General features: G+C 71.5%; 15 protein-coding genes and 1 tRNA gene. 9 read left to right on the top strand and 7 right to left on the bottom strand.

Annotation, left to right across the window (positions count from 1 at the left end):
* Positions 1-214: 214 nt before the first annotated feature.
* From ACICHK_RS17670 to ACICHK_RS17655, 4 genes are all read right to left on the bottom strand, one after another.
* The gene (locus tag ACICHK_RS17670; protein WP_151469271.1) at positions 215-1,093 is read right to left on the bottom strand and encodes an S-methyl-5'-thioadenosine phosphorylase; all 879 of its coding nucleotides are present in this window, start codon (positions 1,091-1,093) and stop codon (positions 215-217) included.
* Positions 1,094-1,246: 153 nt separating this feature from the next.
* Positions 1,247-1,558, bottom strand: coding sequence for an FmdB family zinc ribbon protein (locus ACICHK_RS17665; protein ID WP_406837661.1), 312 nt, complete (start codon positions 1,556-1,558; stop codon positions 1,247-1,249).
* A 68-nt stretch (positions 1,559-1,626) separates the two neighbouring features.
* On the bottom strand, positions 1,627-2,889 hold the full coding sequence (locus ACICHK_RS17660; protein ID WP_406837660.1) for an MFS transporter: 1,263 nt from the start codon (positions 2,887-2,889) through the stop codon (positions 1,627-1,629).
* 386 nt (positions 2,890-3,275) lie between these two features.
* Positions 3,276-4,841, bottom strand: coding sequence for a potassium/proton antiporter (locus ACICHK_RS17655; protein ID WP_406837659.1), 1,566 nt, complete (start codon positions 4,839-4,841; stop codon positions 3,276-3,278).
* A gap of 218 nt (positions 4,842-5,059) precedes the next feature.
* On the opposite strand from ACICHK_RS17655, the gene ACICHK_RS17650 reads away from it, so the two are divergent.
* Complete coding sequence (locus ACICHK_RS17650; RefSeq protein ID WP_406837658.1) at positions 5,060-7,819, top strand: penicillin acylase family protein; 2,760 nt, start codon at positions 5,060-5,062, stop codon at positions 7,817-7,819.
* 110 nt (positions 7,820-7,929) lie between these two features.
* On the opposite strand, the gene ACICHK_RS17645 is transcribed toward ACICHK_RS17650, so the two are convergent.
* A complete protein-coding gene (locus tag ACICHK_RS17645; RefSeq protein ID WP_406837657.1) occupies positions 7,930-8,577 on the bottom strand; it encodes a 5-formyltetrahydrofolate cyclo-ligase in 648 nt (215 codons plus the stop codon).
* A 61-nt stretch (positions 8,578-8,638) separates the two neighbouring features.
* On the opposite strand from ACICHK_RS17645, the gene galU reads away from it, so the two are divergent.
* The 7 genes from galU (at position 8,639) to ACICHK_RS17610 (ending at position 14,392) form a co-directional block, all read left to right on the top strand.
* Entirely contained in the window at positions 8,639-9,550 is a 912-nt protein-coding gene (gene galU / locus ACICHK_RS17640) for a UTP--glucose-1-phosphate uridylyltransferase GalU (RefSeq protein WP_406837656.1), read from the top strand.
* On the top strand, positions 9,547-10,869 hold the full coding sequence (glp, locus tag ACICHK_RS17635; RefSeq protein WP_406837655.1) for a gephyrin-like molybdotransferase Glp: 1,323 nt from the start codon (positions 9,547-9,549) through the stop codon (positions 10,867-10,869). The genes galU and glp overlap by 4 nt, the downstream gene beginning before the upstream one ends.
* Positions 10,870-11,065: 196 nt before the next feature.
* Positions 11,066-11,578, top strand: coding sequence for a cyclic pyranopterin monophosphate synthase MoaC (gene moaC / locus ACICHK_RS17630; RefSeq protein WP_406837654.1), 513 nt, complete (start codon positions 11,066-11,068; stop codon positions 11,576-11,578).
* Positions 11,575-12,114 carry a molybdenum cofactor biosynthesis protein B gene (locus ACICHK_RS17625; protein ID WP_406837653.1) on the top strand — a complete coding sequence of 180 codons (540 nt, stop codon included), beginning with the start codon at positions 11,575-11,577 and terminating at the stop codon, positions 12,112-12,114. Before moaC ends, ACICHK_RS17625 begins: the two co-directional genes overlap by 4 nt.
* Before the next feature lie 26 nt (positions 12,115-12,140).
* Positions 12,141-12,800 carry a GNAT family N-acetyltransferase gene (locus ACICHK_RS17620; RefSeq protein WP_225861047.1) on the top strand — a complete coding sequence of 220 codons (660 nt, stop codon included), beginning with the start codon at positions 12,141-12,143 and terminating at the stop codon, positions 12,798-12,800.
* 173 nt (positions 12,801-12,973) lie between these two features.
* Positions 12,974-14,233 carry a gephyrin-like molybdotransferase receptor GlpR gene (gene glpR, locus ACICHK_RS17615; RefSeq protein ID WP_406837652.1) on the top strand — a complete coding sequence of 420 codons (1,260 nt, stop codon included), beginning with the start codon at positions 12,974-12,976 and terminating at the stop codon, positions 14,231-14,233.
* Positions 14,234-14,318: 85 nt separating this feature from the next.
* Positions 14,319-14,392, top strand: a tRNA-Ala gene (locus tag ACICHK_RS17610).
* 250 nt (positions 14,393-14,642) lie between these two features.
* Here ACICHK_RS17610 and ACICHK_RS17605 read toward each other — a convergent pair.
* A complete protein-coding gene (locus ACICHK_RS17605) occupies positions 14,643-15,119 on the bottom strand; it encodes a GNAT family N-acetyltransferase (RefSeq protein ID WP_151474726.1) in 477 nt (158 codons plus the stop codon).
* A 116-nt stretch (positions 15,120-15,235) separates the two neighbouring features.
* Between ACICHK_RS17605 and ACICHK_RS17600 the strand changes: the two genes are divergently transcribed.
* A complete protein-coding gene (locus tag ACICHK_RS17600) occupies positions 15,236-16,039 on the top strand; it encodes an exodeoxyribonuclease III (protein WP_406837651.1) in 804 nt (267 codons plus the stop codon).
* Here the strand turns inward: ACICHK_RS17600 and ACICHK_RS17595 are convergent.
* A complete protein-coding gene (locus ACICHK_RS17595; RefSeq protein ID WP_406841251.1) occupies positions 16,027-16,692 on the bottom strand; it encodes a MerR family transcriptional regulator in 666 nt (221 codons plus the stop codon). The two genes, ACICHK_RS17600 and ACICHK_RS17595, sit on opposite strands and share 13 nt — an antisense overlap.
* Positions 16,693-16,896: the final 204 nt, after the last annotated feature.

Here is a 16,896-nt window from a genome sequence, read left to right as displayed (position 1 = left end):
CGAAGCCCGCGGGCGCCCGTGGATCACCCCGTGATTGTGGACAACTCCCTCACCCGAACGGGAGGTTCCGCGCCCGCGACGGCTCCGGCCCGCTGTCGCCCCGTCCCCGTCCCCGTCCTGCCTTCGCCCCCGCCCCCGCCCCCGCCCCTGCCCCTGCCCCTGCCTTCGCCCCCGCTTTCGCCCCCGCCCCGGTCCCGGGGCGGCACGGATGCCGTCAGGGCAGCTCGAAGCCGGGATCCATCCCGCCCAGCGCCGTCGTGCACAGGCAGTCCCGCGATCCGTTCGCCGGCAGCCCCGCGACCGCGTCGAAGAGCACGTCCCGCAACCGGTCCACATTCGCCGCGAACACCTTCAGCACCTCGTCGTGCGAGACGCCCTCGCCGGTCTCGGCACCCGCGTCGAGGTCGGTGACCAGAGTCAACGACGTGTAGCAGAGCTCCAGTTCGCGGGCGAGCATGGCCTCGGGGTGCCCGGTCATACCGACCACCGACCAGCCCTGCGCCTGGTGCCAGAGCGATTCGGCCCGGGTGGAGAACCGCGGGCCCTCCACGACCACGAGCGTGCCGCCGTCCACCGGTTCCCAGTCACGTCCGCGTGCCGCGGCCAGGGCGACCTCGCGGCCGACGGGGCAGTACGGGTCGGCCGGCGACACGTGCACCACGTTCGGCACCGTGCCGTCGGGCAGCGGCAGCCCGTCGAAGTAGGACTGCGCCCGTGACTTCGTGCGGTCCACGAACTGGTCCGGGACGAGCAGGGTCCCGGGCCCGTACTCCGGGCGCAGCCCGCCCACGGCGCAGGGGCCGAGGACCTGGCGGGCGCCGACGGAGCGCAGCGCCCACAGGTTGGCCCGGTAGTTGATGCGGTGCGGCGGCAGATGGTGACCGCGGCCGTGGCGGGGGAGGAAGGCGACCCGCCGGCCGGCGATCTCGCCGAGGAACAGGGAGTCGCTGGGCGGCCCGTAGGGGGTGTCCACCCGCAGCTCGGTCACGTCGTCGAGGAATGAGTAGAAGCCCGAGCCGCCGATGACGCCGATCTCTACCGGGGCGGTCGACCGCTCCCCGGCCGGGGACTGTGGATTCTCCGTGTTGGCCATGAACGGCACCCTACGGGCTGTCCCGGACGGAAGAACGCCGAGGACCCCGTCGTCGTACGACGACGGGGTCCCGTGGGAACGATCCCTGTGGGGCCACGCGGGCCTCACGGCGACGGCGGGCCGGGACGGGAGTCCCGGCGGACCGAGGAGCCCTTACGCGGCGGAGCTGGTGCCCGACGACTTCGCGTCCGAGGACGACGAGGCGGACGCCGACGACGAGGACTTCGTGTCCGAGGTCGAGGACGTGGACGTCGACGGCTTCGAGGCGGGCGAGCTGCTCGACGAGGAGCCGCGGCTGTCGTTGCGGTAGAAGCCGGAGCCCTTGAAGACAATGCCGACGGCCGAGAACACCTTCTTCAGGCGGCCGTTGCAGTTGGGGCATTCCGTCAGGGCGTCATCGGTGAACTTCTGCACCGCCTCGAGGCCCTCGCCGCACTCGGTGCACTGGTACTGGTAGGTCGGCACTTGTCTTCCTCCTGGCACTCTCACTCAGTGAGTGCTAACGACGATCCATACTGACGTATTCCGCGAGATCAGTCCACTGTCACCGGCGTGCGGTGACCGACGCCACGTGCGACGGCACGGCTCGGGGCCCCCGTGGCGAGGCGTGACCGCAGTGTCACCAGGGTCGCCAGAGCCAGTGCCGTACCGGCCATCGGCACCAGGAACCCGGCGCCGTCCCAGAGCCTGTCCTCCAGCTGTCCGGCCACCGTGACGGCCGCCGCCTGGCCGAGCGCGACGGCGCCGGTGAGCCAGGTGAAGGCCTCGGTGCGGGCGCCCTGGGGAACGAGGCTCTCGACCAGGGTGTAGCCGGTGATCAGGCTCGGGGCGATGCACATGCCGACCACGAGGCCGAGGCCGGCGAGCACGATCACCGAGTTCGCGGCCCACAGCCCGGAGGCGGCCAGCGCGAGGGCGGCGTACCCGAGGACGAGCCGTCGCTGCGGGGCCACCTTCCAGGCGATGGCGCCGCAGACGATGCCCGAGAGCATGTTGCCCGCCGCGAAGACGCCGTACAGGACGCCGTTCAGGCCGGGCTCGCCGATCGACTCGCTGTACGCGGCCAGCGAGACCTGCATGCCGCCGAAGACGGAGCCGATGCCCAGGAACGTCATGATCAGGACGCGCACTCCGGGGATCCGCAGAGCGGAACCGTGCTCCACGCGCGCGTGCCCGGCGGCGGAGACCGCGGGCTGCGTGCTCTTCTGCGCGGCGAACAGCAGGCCGCCGACCAGGGTCAGCGACGCCTCGGTCAGCAGGCCCGCGGCGGGGGTGACGGCCGTGCACAGCGCGGTGGCGAGCAGGGGGCCGAAGACGAAGGTCAGCTCGTCCGTGACGGACTCGAAGGCGGCCGCGGTCGACATCAGGGGCGAGCCTTGGAGCTTCACGCCCCAGCGGGCCCGCACCATGGGGCTGATCTGCGGCACCGAGGCGCCGGTGGGCACGGCGGCGGCGAAGAGCACCCACAGGGGGGCGTCCGCCAGCGCGAGCGCGGTCAGGGAGAAGCCGGCCACGGCGTGCACGAGGACGCCGGGCAGCAGGACGGCCCGTTGCCCGTGCCGGTCGGCCAGGCGTCCGGTGAAGGGCGCGAACAGCGCCATGGAGACACCGGTGACGGCCGCGACCGCGCCGGCCGCCCCGTAGGAACCGGTGGTGTGCTGCACGAGCAGCACGATGGAGATCGTCAGCATGGCGAACGGCTGGCGGGCGGCGAAGCCGGGGAGCAGGAACGTCCAGGCGCCGCGGGTGCGCAGAAGCTGTCCGTATCCAGGGCGGGAGGTGACCGTGGATGCCACGGCCCGTGCCTTTCTGCCGCCTGGTAGCGCGCCCGTGCGGGGGGCGCCGAGAGCTGTCCTCTTGCGCGGATCTGCGGTAGATACCGGCGCCCCTGCGGGAGGACGTCACGGCCGCCATACGGTCGCGCCAGCTCTGCGTCAGGCAGAGTTGGTTCGATCAAGGTCTGCGTTCATCGTACAGGGGGTGGGTGGCGTACCGCGTCTGTGAAAAAGAGCACTGTGCGGCCGCTCGCCTGTGAACGCCTCTCTTTCTTGAGATCCCGTTCGATTTTTCGAAGGTCCCGGCCGGTGTCCCGCGAGGAGCGCGTCCGGCGTTCCGCGAGAGGCCGGCCGGAAGCCCGGCGGTCCGGTCACGGACCCGTCCGGCGCCGTGTCCGGTGCTCCGGTCACAAGCCCGTCCGGTGCCGTGTCCGGTGCTCCGTCCCCCCGTCGCCGATGCCCAGCCAGTCGGCGAGCTTGCCGCCCTGGCCCACCGCGCGAAGGCGCCTCTCGGTCGCGTCCCGCACCGGGTCGGTCGCCACCACCAGCAGTTCGTCGCCGCGCCGCAGCACCGTCGTCGGCATCGGCACGAAGGACTTCGCCTCGCGGACGACGAGGGTGACCGCCGCACCCGGGGGCAGCCGCAGCTCGCCCACCTCGACACCGTGCATGCGCGACCCCTTGGGGATCGCGACGGACAGCAGATGGCCGCGCAGCCGCTCCAGGGGCGCCGATTCGATGCCGAGGTCGGCGGCCTCGGCCGACTCCCCGAGCCGGAGCTTGCGGGCCAGCCAGGGCAGGGTCGGCCCCTGGACGAGGGTGTAGACGACGACCAGGACGAAGACGATGTTGAAGATCCGCTTGCTCTCCGCGATGCCGCTCACCATCGGGATCGTCGCCAGGATGATGGGCACGGCGCCGCGCAGCCCCGCCCAGGACAGCAGCGCCTGCTCCTGCCACGGGATGCGGAACGGCAGCAGGCTGACGACCACGCTCAGCGGCCGCGCCACCATGGTCAGCGCCAGGCCGATGAGGAGCGCGGGGACGATGTCGTCGCCCATCTCGTGCGGGGTGACCAGGAGGCCGAGCAGGACGAACATGCCGATCTGGGCGATCCAGCCGAGTCCCTCGGCGAAGCCGCGGGTGGCGGGCCAGTGCGGCAGCTTCGCGTTCCCGAGCACCATGGAGGCGAGGTAGACGGCGAGGAAGCCGCTGCCGTGGGCGAGCGCGCCGGCGGCGTACGCGGCGACGGCGATCGCCATCACGGCGATCGGGTACAGGCCGGAGGCCGGCAGCGCCACGTGCCGCAGTCCGTAGGCGCCCAGCCAGCCGACCGCGAGGCCGATGGCGGCGCCGATGGTCAGCTCCAGCGCGATCTCGCCGATCAGCCTGTACCAGTGCTCGACCGGGCCCGCGGTGGAGAACGCGACGACCAGGATGACCACCGGGGCGTCGTTGAAGCCCGACTCGGCCTCCAGGATGCCCGTCACGCGCGAGGGCAGGGGGATCTTCCGCAGGACGGAGAAGACCGCCGCCGCGTCCGTCGAGGAGACGACCGCCCCGATGATGAGCGCCTGGTGCCACTCGAGGCCGATCAGCCAGCGCGCGGCCGCGGCCGTCACACCGACACTCACCGCGACGCCCACCGTCGCCAGCGCGGAGGCAGCCGGCAGGGCCGGTCTGATCTCCTTCCACTTCGTGCCGAGACCGCCTTCGGCCAGGATCACGACCAGGGCCGCGTACCCGATGACCTGGGTCAGTTCGGCGTTGCTGAACTGGACGTCGCCGATTCCGTCCTGGCCGATCGCGACGCCTATCCCCAGGTACACGAGCAGCGTGGGGAGCCCGCTGCGTGAGGAGATCCGGACCGCCGCCACCGCGAGGAGCAGGACGAGCGAGCACACGAGCAGGAGCTGGTTGAGGTGGTGGACAGTCAGGGGCTGTTCCTTTCTCGCCGATCCGTTCCCGGGCAAAGCGGCCGGATCCGAGCACCGGAAGCCGGCCACTTCGGTGCAAGTACTTCGTTACCTTACCTAACTCTTGACGCTTTCTTGACGTTTCCGGGGGGAAGATCGAACGGTCGTGCTCCCCGGTTTCCCACTCCGCGTCAAGGCGCGGTTGGCCCTGCGCCTATGGTTGCCCCAGCACTCCAGGACCGCCTGCCGCTCGCGTTAGGACAGCAAGGACAGCGATGCCCCCCAACACCACCGCCTCTTCCGGCCAGCAGCCCGGCAAGTCCGGCAGGAAGAAGGGGCGCAAAGCCCGACTGTTCTTGATTGTCCTGGTTCTCGCCATCATCGGAGGCCTCGCCTTCGGCGCGTACTGGAGCATCAGCACGGTCCGTGCCTCCTTCCCGCAGACCGAGGGAACCATCCAGCTCGACGGACTGTCGGGGCCGGTGACCGTGCAGCGCGACGGCAACGGGATCCCGCAGGTCTACGCCTCGTCCGACGAGGACCTGTTCATGGCCCAGGGCTTCGTCCAGGCGCAGGACCGGTTCTACGAGATGGACGTGCGCCGCCACATGACCTCGGGCCGGCTGTCCGAGATGTTCGGCTCGGGCCAGGTCGAGAACGACGCGTTCCTGCGCACGCTGGGCTGGGACCGGATCGCGAAGAAGGAGTACGACACCAAGCTGTCGTCCTCCACGAAGAAGTACCTCCGGGCGTACTCCGAGGGAGTCAACGCCTACCTGAAGGGCAAGAGCGGCGAGGACATCTCCCTGGAGTACGCCGCCCTCAACTTCACCAACGACTACAAGCCGACCGAGTGGACCCCGGTCGACTCGGTGGCCTGGCTCAAGGCGATGGCCTGGGACCTGCGCGGCAACATGCAGGAAGAGATCGACCGCTCCCTGATGACGAGCCGCCTCGGCCCGAAGCAGATCGCGGACCTGTACCCGGAGTACCCGTACAGCCGGCACAAGACGATCGTCCGTGAGGGCTCGTACGACAGCGTCACCGGGACGTACGGTCCCAAGAGCACCGCCTCGACGTCCGCGGCGGGCACGGGGCTCACCGGCGGCACCGAGGCGCCCGCCGGGTTCCAGAGCCAGCTCTCGGGGCTCTACGAGGTCCTCGACGACCTGCCCACCGCCGTCGGCGTGAACGGCAACGGCATCGGCTCCAATTCCTGGGTCGTCGCCGGGGAGCACACCATCACCGGCAAGCCGCTGCTGGCCAACGACCCCCACCTGTCGGCGTCGCTGCCCTCGGTCTGGTACCAGATGGGCCTGCACTGCACCTCGGTCTCCGCCAAGTGCCAGTACGACGTCACCGGCTACACCTTCGCGGGCATGCCCGGCGTGGTCATCGGCCACAACGCGGACATGGCCTGGGGCATGACCAACTCCGGGGTCGACGTCACCGACCTCTACCTGGAGAAGATCACCGGCGAGGGCTACGAGTACGACGGCAAGGTGCGGCCCTTCACGACCCGCAAGGAGACGATCAAGGTCGCGGGCGGTGCCGCCAAGACGATCGTCGTCCGGCAGACCGAGGACGGGATGCCGCTGCTCTCCGACCGTGACGACGAACTGGTCCAGGTCGGCAAGAAGGCCACGGTCGACGCGGAGGCGCCCGACCGCGGCGACGGCTACGCGATAGCGCTGCGCTGGACCGCGCTGGACCCGGGCAGGACCATGGACGCCGTCTTCGAGATGGACAAGGCGTCTAACTGGACCGAGTTCCGCAAGGCGGCCGCCTCCTTCGAGGTGCCGTCCCAGAACCTGGTCTACGCCGACGGCTCCGGCGCCCACGGCAACATCGGCTACCAGCTGCCCGGCAAGATCCCCACGCGGGCCAAGGGCGACGACGGCTCGCTGCCCTCGCCCGGCTGGGACTCCAAGTACCGCTGGACCGGCTACATCAAGCAGTCCGCCCTGCCCTACGAGTACAACCCCGAGCGCGGCTACATCGTCACCGCCAACCAGGCGGTCGTGGACCCGGACAAGTACCCGTACACGCTCACCACGGACTGGGGCTACGGCACCCGCAGCCAGCGGATCACCGACCTGATCGAGGCGAAGACCAAGGGCGGCGCCAAGATCTCGACCGACGACATGCGCCAGATGCAGCTCGACAACAGCAGCGAGATCGCCAAGCTGATCGTGCCCAAGCTGCTCAAGATCGACGTGCCCGACAAGGACGTCCGCGACGCGCAGAAGCTCCTGGAGGGCTGGGACTACACCCAGGACGCCGACTCCGCGGCCGCCGCCTACTTCAACGCCACCTGGCGCAACATCCTCAAGCTCGCCTTCGGCAACAAGCTGCCCAAGGAGCTGCGGGTCAAGGGCCAGTGCCTGTGGGTCGAGCGGGCCGACACCACCGGTCCCGCGGACGAGGACCAGACGGTGCGCGAGTGCGGCGAACGCGAGCCGGACCAGGCGCAGCCGGACGGCGGCGACCGCTGGTTCGAGGTGATCCGCAAGATCATCGACGACGAGCACAACAACTGGTGGAAGCTGCCCCAGACGCGTACCGCGGAGGCGTCCACCGACCGGGACAAGCTGTTCGCCCGGGCCATGGCGGACGCCCGCTGGGAGCTGACCGCCAAGCTCGGCAAGGACATCGACACCTGGAGCTGGGGCCGGCTGCACCGCCTGTTCCTGAAGAACCAGACCCTCGGTACCGAAGGCCCCGGTTTCCTGCAGTACATGCTCAACCGCGGCCCCTGGAACCTCAGCGGCGGCGAGGCGACGGTCAACGCGACCGGCTGGAACGCGGCGGGCGGCTACGGAGTGGTCTGGGTCCCCTCGATGCGGATGGTCGTCAACCTCGGCGACCTCGACAAGTCGAAGTGGATAAACCTCTCGGGCGCCTCGGGACACGCCTACAACGCGCACTACACCGACCAGACGGAGAAGTGGGCCAAGGGCGAACTCCTGCCGTGGGCCTTCACCAAGGAGGCCGTCGACAAGAAGACCAGCGACACCCTGGTCCTGAAGCCCTGACGCCTCGAAGGGCGCCGCACCCGGCGCCCTGAGGCCGGTGCCCGGACGAAGTGGCCCTCCACGCACGCGTGGAGGGCCACTTCGCGTCCGCCGTCCCGGCCCGCCGGCCGTCAGCGGAAGCGGCGTACGCCGGAGGGGGTCACCACCGCGTGGACGGGCCGGTCGTGCGCCTCCTCCGGGACCCGGTCGACGACCTCGGTGTCGTACAGGAGCACCACCAGCGCGGGATCGGCGCCCGAACGCTCCAGACGGGCCAGCACACGGTCGTACGAGCCTCCGCCGCGCCCCAGCCGCATCCCGCGGGCGTCGACGGCGAGACCGGGCAGCAGGACGGCGTCGGCCTCCAGGACGGCCTGGGGCCCCAGCCGTTCGCCCGCGGGCTCCAGGAGGGCCATCCTCCCGCCGTGCCGGACCTCCGCGAGGGAGTCCGCCCCGGTGTACGCGCCCCAGTCCAGGTCGTTGTCCGGCAACAGGACCGGCAGGAGGACGCGCACCCCGCGCGCGCGGAGCGCGTCCAGGAGCGCGAGGGTGCCCGGTTCGCTCCCCACGGACACGTAGGCCGCCACCGTGCGGGCCCCCGCCAGTTCGGGCAGCTCCAGGGCGCGGACGGCGAGGGCGGCGGCGGTCTCCCGCACGTCATCGGCCGTCAACCCCTTTCTCACCGAAAGGAACCCCCGCCGCAACGTTCGCTTGTCAGGCTCCGGTTCACGTCCGACGTCTCTCACAGGTGACTCCCGTAGTTCTCTTAACCCGTTCATATGGCCGCGAATTGGCCAGGGGCACAGATTCTGCACATAGTCACCGGTTATGGTTGCGGACATGACTGAGTCACACCCCAGGATCACCAAGGCTGTCATTCCCGCGGCAGGTCTGGGCACCCGGTTCCTGCCGGCGACCAAGGCCACTCCCAAGGAGATGCTGCCGGTCGTCGACAAGCCGGCGATCCAGTACGTGGTCGAAGAGGCCGTGTCGGCGGGTCTTGACGACGTCCTGATGATCACCGGCCGCAACAAGCGCCCCCTCGAGGACCACTTCGACCGCAACTACGAACTGGAATCCGCCCTCCAGAAGAAGGGCGACGCCAGCCGGCTCGCCAAGGTCCAGGAATCCAGCGACCTCGCCACCATGCACTACGTGCGCCAGGGCGACCCCCGAGGACTTGGCCACGCCGTCCTGTGCGCCGCCCCCCACGTCGGCCACGAACCCTTCGCCGTCCTCCTCGGCGACGACCTCATCGACCCCCGCGACCCCCTGCTGGCCCGCATGGTCGAGGTCCAGGAACAGCACGGCGGCAGCGTCATCGCCCTCATGGAGGTCGCCCCCGAACAGATCCACCTCTACGGCTGCGCCGCCGTGGAGACCACCGGCCAGGACGACCTGGTCAAGGTGACCGGCCTGGTCGAAAAACCCGACGCGGCCGACGCCCCCAGCCGCTACGCCGTCATCGGACGCTACGTCCTGGACCCCCACGTCTTCGACATACTGCGTACGACCGAGCCCGGCCGCGGCGGCGAGATCCAGCTCACCGACGCCCTCCAGCAGCTCGCCGCGGACGAGAAGGTCGGCGGCCCCGTGCACGGCGTCGTCTTCCAGGGCCGCCGCTATGACACCGGCGACCGCGGCGACTACCTGCGTGCCATTGTCAGACTCGCATGCGAACGTGAAGACCTGGGACCGGACTTCCGGACCTGGCTCCGCAGTTACGTAACCGAGGAGATGCAGGAATCTTGAATAGCCCCGCGACCCGCACCACCGGCCAGGAACGTCTCTGGTCGGTGGACGACCACCTGGAGGACATCCTCACGACCGTCCGTCCCCTCGAACCCATCGAGCTGCAACTCCTCGACGCCCAGGGCTGCGTCCTGGTCGAGGACGTCACGGTGCCGGTCTCCCTGCCGCCGTTCGACAACAGCTCCATGGACGGGTACGCGGTCCGGGTCGCGGACGTGGCGGGCGCGAGCGAGGAGTTCCCGGCGGTCCTGACGGTCGTCGGGGACGTCGCGGCCGGCCAGGCCGACCAGCCCCACGTGGGCCCGGGCCAGGCCGCCCGCATCATGACCGGTGCCCCGCTGCCGCCCGGCGCCGAAGCCGTCGTCCCCGTCGAGTGGACGGACGGAGGGCTGGGCGAGGGGCCGGTCTCCGGGATGCGCGCGCACAGCGCGTCCCCCGAGGGTTCCAGCGGACAGGTCCACGTCCACCGCCCGGCCGAGGCACGCGCGCACGTGCGCGCGAAGGGCAGCGACGTGAAGGCGGGCGACCGCGCCCTCGAAGCCGGCACCCTCCTCGGCCCGCCGCAGATCGGCCTGCTCGCCGCGATCGGCCGCGGCACCGTGCGGGTGCGCCCCCGCCCGCGCGTGGTCGTCCTGTCCACCGGCTCCGAACTCGTCCAGCCCGACGAGGAGTTGAGCACCGGCCAGATCTACGACTCCAACAGCTTCGCCCTGTGCGCGGCCGCCCGTGACGCGGGAGCCATCGCCTACCGCGTCGGCGCCGTCGCGGACGACGCCGAGACGCTGCGCCAGACCATCGAGGACCAACTCGTCCGCGCGGACCTGCTGGTCACGACCGGCGGGGTGAGCGTCGGCGCCTACGACGTCGTCAAGGAGGCGCTTTCGTCGGTCGGCGACGAGGACGAGGCGGGCGGCGGCGTCGACTTCCGCACCCTCGCCATGCAGCCCGGCAAGCCCCAGGGCTTCGGCTCCATCGGCCCCGACCACACACCGCTGCTCGCGCTCCCGGGCAACCCCGTGTCGTCCTACGTCTCCTTCGAGCTCTTCGTGCGCCCCGCGATCCGCACCCTGATGGGACTGCCGGACGTCCACCGGTCCACGACCAGGGCGAAGCTCTCCGCGGACAAGGCGCTGACCTCGCCGAAGGGCCGCCGACAGTTCCTGCGCGGGACGTACGCCGACGGCACCGTGACGCCGGTCGGCGGCGCCGGGTCCCATCTGGTCGCGGCCCTCGCGCACGCCGACGCGCTGATCGTCGTCCCCGAGCACGACACCTCGGTCGAGCCCGGCGCCGAGGTCGAGGTGGTGCTCCTCGGCTGAGCGGCCGGGGGGAGGGGCCCGCGCGGGACACCCGCGGAAAGACCCCCGCGGGACCTCCCGCGGGGCGACCGGAGCGCGCGAGGGGCGCGCGGCTCCTTACCGAGGCGTAGCCCCGGACGGGCGGGCGGTAACGTGTCGCGCACACCAGGCCCGCGCGCCGCACCGCGACGGGCCCTGACCGGGAGTGCCCACGCACATGACTGTTCCGTCCCGGGGGGAGACCTCCGGACACCCTGTGCAGGACCGGCTGACGCACATCGACGAGGCCGGCGCCGCCCGTATGGTCGACGTCTCCGGGAAGGACGTGACCGCCCGCACCGCGCGAGCGAGCGGCCGTGTCCTGGTCTCGCCGCGTGTCGTGGAGCTGCTGCGCGGCGAAGGGGTCCCCAAGGGCGACGCCCTCGCCACCGCCCGCATCGCCGGGATCATGGGAGCCAAGCGCACGCCGGACCTGATCCCGCTGTGCCACCCGTTGTCGGTCTCCGGTGTCAAGATTGACCTGTCGGTCACGGACGACGCCGTCGAGATCCTCGCGACCGTGAAGACGACCGACCGCACGGGCGTGGAGATGGAGGCCCTCACCGCGGTCAGCGTGGCGGCCCTGACCGTGATCGACATGGTCAAGGCTGTCGACAAGGGGGCGGTCATCACGGACGTACGGGTGGAAGAGAAGACCGGCGGGAAGTCGGGCCACTGGAGCCGGGCATGAGCGGCGAGACCGTCACCGGCGAAGCCCTCACGGCGGACTACAGCGCCCTGGTCGTCACCGCCTCCAACCGCGCCGCCGCCGGGGTCTACGAGGACAAGGGCGGCCCCCTGGTCGCCGCAGGCCTCGCGGGATCCGGCTTCGCGGTCGACGGACCGTGGGTCGTCCCCGACGGGGACCCCGTGGAGGAGGCGCTGCGCGCCGGGGTCGAGGCGGGCTACGACGTCATCGTCACCACCGGCGGCACGGGGATCTCGCCCACCGACCGCACCCCCGAGGCGACCCTGCGCGTGCTCGACCACGAGATTCCGGGCATCCCGGAGGCCATCAGGGCGTTCGGCAGGGACAAGGTGCCCACCGCGGCGCTCTCGCGAGGACTCGCCGGAGTCGCCCGGGGGACGCTGATCGTCAACCTGCCGGGCTCCACCGGCGGGGTGAAGGACGGACTGGCCGTTCTGGAACCCCTCCTGATCCACGCCGTCGACCAGATCCGCGGCGGCGACCACCCAAGACCCAGCGGCAGTGGGGGTGCGAGCTGAACAGCCCGTCATGGCCGGTCGAGCTGGTGGACGGCGATGTCGTCCTCCGGCCGATAAGGCTGCGCGACCAGCGGGCCTGGCGCGAGGTGAACCGGCGCAACCGCGACTGGCTGCGGCCCTGGGAGGCGACCATCCCGCCCCCCACCCCCAGCGGTCCGATCGCGCACCGGCCGACGTACCGGCAGATGGTCCGCCACCTGCGCGCCGAGGCCAACGCGGGCCGGATGCTGCCCTTCGTGATCGAGTACCAGGGGCGGCTGGTCGGCCAGCTCACCGTGGCCGGGATCACCTGGGGCTCGATGTGCTCCGGGCACATCGGCTACTGGGTGGACCAGTCGGTGGCGGGCCGCGGGGTGATGCCGACGGCCGTGGCGCTGGTGAGCGACCACTGCTTCCGCACCGTCGGGCTGCACCGCATCGAGGTCTGCATTCGCCCCGAGAACGGACCCAGCCGCAGGGTCGTGGAGAAACTCGGATTCCGGGAGGAAGGGCTGCGCCCGCGCTATCTCCACATCGACGGTGCCTGGCGGGACCATCTCGTCTTCGCGCTCACCGCGGAGGAAGTGCCCGAGGGGCTGCTCGGGCGCTGGCGGCGCACGCGTCCGGCGCCGGGCCGTCCGGATCAGGCCGGACCGGAGCAGGCCGGCTCGTGGAACCCGGGCAAGCCCGGCAACACCGGGAAATGAAATAGGTGTTCGAAAATGATCGGCGAGCGATCGCGTCCGGGCATTAAATTCACGCTCGCGGCGGCCTGGTGATCGCATCGCTCACAAAAAAAGCTCGAAATATCAGCCGGATCGTGCGACACACCGGCTGAATTGGCAGATGGCCTCACGCAAACCCCTCTACCGTGTGAGACGTGAGCAGCAGCGGCCTCATCTACGCAGTCATCGTCGGGGCCTGGGCCGCCTACTTGGTGCCGATGTGGCTCCGTAGGCAGGACGAGCTGAACGAAGCCCGTCCGACGGAACGCTTCAGCACCGCCATCCGGCTGCTGTCCGGACGGGCGGGCATGGAGCGTCGATACGCCAAGGACCTGCGCGCACGCTCCGCCGAGGAGGAGGAGCCCAGCGCCGACCCGGACGGCGTCACCGATTCGGTGGACGTCCGGGCCTTCGCCGTGCCCCCGACCCGGCCCCAGGCGGCGGACCGGCACCGTCCGCACGTACAGGAACGGACACAGGTGCCGGAGCCGGACCGGGCGGAGCAGGAGCCGGGTGCACGCGCGACCGGCAAGGAGAGCGGCGCGTACGACACCCAGGGTGCCGCCCGGTCCGTACCGCACCAGCCGGGCGCGTCCACGCCGAGACCTCCGGCCAAGTCCACGCCCCAGCAGGCCCTGCCGGGCGCGCGCCGGGCGGCCTCGACGGAGGCCGCGGCGCGGGCCCAGCGCACGAAGGTCCTCGCACGCCGTCGGCGCACGACAGTCCTGCTGTTCCTCGCCTTCACCCTCGGCGCGATCGTGGCGGCCGTGGGCGGGCTCACGTTCCTGTGGGCGCCCGGCGTGCCGGCCGTGATGCTGAGCTCGTACATCGTGTACCTGCGCGCCCAGGAGCGGCGGCGCTTCACCTACACCATGGACCGCCGCCGGGCCGAGGCCGCGGCGCAGCGGCTGCGGGAGCGGCAGCCCCGCCGTCGGACGTCCGCCGACCCCGGGGCGGAGGAACCGGAGGAGACCCCCGCCCCCGACACCGATCCCGGCCTCCTGGCGCTCGCCGCCGACCGCCGCGCCCTCGTCGAGCAGACCGACCACGCCGAGTGGGTCGACCAGCAGCGCGAGCGCCAGGGGCCCGCTCAGGGGGACAGCTGGGACCCGGTGCCCGTTCCCCTGCCGACCTATGTGACCGCGCCGGTCGCGCCCAGGGCGACGTCCAGCGTGGACCTGGGCGCGCCGGACGCGTGGAGCTCCGCGCGCTCCAGCGTGGCCGAGCCGAGCGCGCCCGAGGCGGAGCCGGCCGAGGAGCACCTCTCCGAGGACTCCGGCGACGCCGGGGCGGCGGACGACAGCCGCAGCGACGCGCGGCGGGCCGCCTCCGCGCGGCGCGCCCGCGAGCGCGGCCGGACGCCTCTGTTCGACCAGTACGAGGACGGCGAACGGCCGCGCGCGGCCAACGAGTGACGGGTGTCCGCGGCCGTCCGGCTGACCAGGCGGAAGCGGATTACCGAGCACCTCGATCGGGATGCTAGAGTTTCACTCGTTGCAAGGGCCTGTGGCGCAGTCTGGTAGCGCACCTCGTTCGCATCGAGGGGGTCTGGGGTTCAAATCCCCACAGGTCCACCGCAGCTCAGAGCCCCGGCCGGAGAAATCCGGCCGGGGCTCTTTGGCGTTCCGCGGCGGCGGGTGGCGGTCCGCTCTTGTGTTGCGTGTCACACGGCCCGAGGCGCGCGAGCACCGCAACCACTACGGGTGCGGGACCGAGTTGGGCACCGGCGTGAACCTCCCGGGAGACGGACAGGGCCGGTTGGCCCCCGCCCCGGTCCGCCGACGGGCAGGGCGGGGCGGTGCCGGACGGGCACCGCCCCGATGGCTAGAGGGCCTTGGCGTAGCAGAGGCTCAGTTCGTGGAAGCGGTAGTAGCCGAACTTCGCGCACGGCTCGTAGCCGCTCGACGCGTACAGGGCGACCGCCTCGGGCTGCTTGGAGCCGGTCTCCAGGACCATGCGGACGCGGCCCGCCGTGCGGGCGTCCTCCTCCAGCGCGGCCAGCATGCGCCGGGCGAGGCCGAGACCGCGGGCCTCGGGGACCACGTACATGCGCTTGAGCTCGGCGTCCCCGTCCGAGTACCCCTCGTCGTTCTCGTCCTGGGTGCGCCAGCCGCCCGTGGCCACCGGGCGGTCCCTCTCGTCGTACGCGATCAGGTAGAGGCCGAGCGGCGGGACGAACATCCGCGCGTCCATGTGCGTGGCGTCGCCGTCGTCGCCGTAGCGCTCGGCGTACTCGGCCTGGACCTGGTCGTTGAGCTTCACGGCGTCGGGGTGGTCGAAGGGGACCGGGCGGAAATTCATGCGTAATACCGTACATCTATGCGAAAGGCGAAAGGGGTGGGCGGGAATGCCCGCGGCCGGCCGTGCCGCCGTAGATCGAGTTCTGGACGGCCGTGTGGATTAAGTATCGTGCCCGGGTGCTGACTGTGACCTCTGTGAATGTGAACGGGCTCCGGGCCGCCGCGAAGAAGGGTTTCGTGGAGTGGCTCGCGGAGACCTCCGCGGACGTGCTGTGCCTCCAGGAGGTACGGGCGGAGCCCGGGCAGCTCCCCGAGGAGGTGCGGGCGCCCGAGGGGTGGCACGTCGTGCACGCCCCCGCCGCCGCCAAGGGCCGTGCGGGTGTGTCCCTCTACACGCGCCGCGAGCCCGACCGGGTCCGGATCGGCTTCGGGTCCGAGGAGTTCGACCCCACCGGACGGTACGTCGAGGCGGACCTGCCCGGCGTCACCGTCGCGAGCCTCTACCTGCCCTCGGGTGAGGTCGGGACCGAGCGGCAGGACGAGAAGGTCCGGTTCATGGACGAGTTCCTCACCTACCTGAAGGAGCTTCGGGTGCGGGCCGCCGCCGACGGGCGCGAGGTCGTCGTGTGCGGTGACTGGAACATCGCCCACCAGGAGGCCGACCTCAAGAACTGGCGTGCCAACCGGAAGAACTCCGGCTTCCTCCCCGAGGAGCGGGAGTGGCTCGGCCGCGTCCTCGACCCGGAGGACGGCGGGTACGTCGACGTCGTGCGCGCCCTGCACCCGGACACCGAGGGGCCGTACACCTGGTGGTCGTACCGGGGGCGCGCCTTCGACAACGATTCAGGTTGGAGGATCGACCTCCAGATCAGCACGCCGGGGCTCGCGGGCAAGGCGGTCAAGGGGTTCGTGGAGCGTGCGGCGACCCACGGGGAGCGCTGGTCCGACCACGCGCCGGTCACGGTGGCCTACGAGCTCTGAGCGGCCTCGCCGCGCTCCCGGGGCGGGGCGTCCCGGTGCTCCCGCAGGCGCCGGTCCAGTGCCATCGACAGTTCCGCCTCCACCACGCTCTTGGCCAGGGGGCGCAGGCGCTGGAGGTCTTCGGGGGTGCGGTCCTCGGTGAGGACGAGGGCGGTGAAGAGTTCGGCCAGGGCCTCGGTGTGCTCGCGCACGCGGCGGGCCGCCGTCAGGACGTCCGCGAGGGGGATGCCCTCGCGGACCAGGGCGGCCGAGACGTCGAGCAGGCGGCGGCTGATGTGGACGATCTCGCCGCCGTCCGTGCCGAGGTAGCCGAGGTCGAGGGCCGCGGCGAGGTTCTCCCCGGTCGCCTGGCCGGCGAAGACGTCGGCCAGTTCCTCGGGGGAGAGGCGGACCGGGGTCTCCTCGGTGGGCTCGCCGAGGCCGAGCAGTTCGCCGACGTCACGGCCGTGGTCGAAGGCCTCGGCGAGTTCCGCGATGCCGTTCAGGGTGTGGCCGCGTTCCAGCAGCGCCGAGATGGTGCGCAGGCGGGCCAGGTGGGTGTCGTCGTACCAGGCGATGCGGCCCTCGCGCCGGGGCGGCGGTATGAGCTTGCGCTCGCGGTAGAAGCGCAGGGTGCGCACGGTGATGCCGGCCTCCTTGGCCAGTTCCTCCATGCGGTACTCGCGGCGGCCGGGCTCCGGTGCGGAGCGGGCGGTGCCGGCGGACGGGCCGGGGGCCGGCTCCGGAGCCTCGCGCGGCGGCGCGTCCGGCCGGTTCCCGTCGGACTTCCGCGTCTCCGCGCCCCCTTCGCGCGTCCGCGCGCCGCGCTTTCCTGATCCCTCGGCCACGTCCGCACCCTACGTCGTACCCCCGGTAAC

This window comes from Streptomyces sp. AHU1 (genome assembly GCF_045343905.1).
Lineage (GTDB): Bacteria > Actinomycetota > Actinomycetes > Streptomycetales > Streptomycetaceae > Streptomyces > Streptomyces triticiradicis.
The sequence above is the reverse complement of the archived record's forward strand: the minus strand, read 5'-3'. Positions and strand labels throughout refer to the sequence as shown.

Excerpts from the sequence above, each read along its gene's own strand:
- moaC (WP_406837654.1), top strand. The coding sequence starts at position 11,066 with ATGACTGTTCCGTCCCGGGGGGAGACCTCCGGACACCCTGTGCAGGAC.
- ACICHK_RS17595 (WP_406841251.1), bottom strand. The coding sequence starts at position 16,692 with ATGGAGGAACTGGCCAAGGAGGCCGGCATCACCGTGCGCACCCTGCGC.
- galU (WP_406837656.1), top strand. The coding sequence starts at position 8,639 with ATGACTGAGTCACACCCCAGGATCACCAAGGCTGTCATTCCCGCGGCA.
- ACICHK_RS17650 (WP_406837658.1), top strand. The coding sequence starts at position 5,060 with ATGCCCCCCAACACCACCGCCTCTTCCGGCCAGCAGCCCGGCAAGTCC.
- ACICHK_RS17645 (WP_406837657.1), bottom strand. The coding sequence starts at position 8,577 with ATGAACGGGTTAAGAGAACTACGGGAGTCACCTGTGAGAGACGTCGGA.
- ACICHK_RS17670 (WP_151469271.1), bottom strand. The coding sequence starts at position 1,093 with ATGGCCAACACGGAGAATCCACAGTCCCCGGCCGGGGAGCGGTCGACC.
- ACICHK_RS17625 (WP_406837653.1), top strand. The coding sequence starts at position 11,575 with ATGAGCGGCGAGACCGTCACCGGCGAAGCCCTCACGGCGGACTACAGC.
- ACICHK_RS17605 (WP_151474726.1), bottom strand. The coding sequence starts at position 15,119 with ATGAATTTCCGCCCGGTCCCCTTCGACCACCCCGACGCCGTGAAGCTC.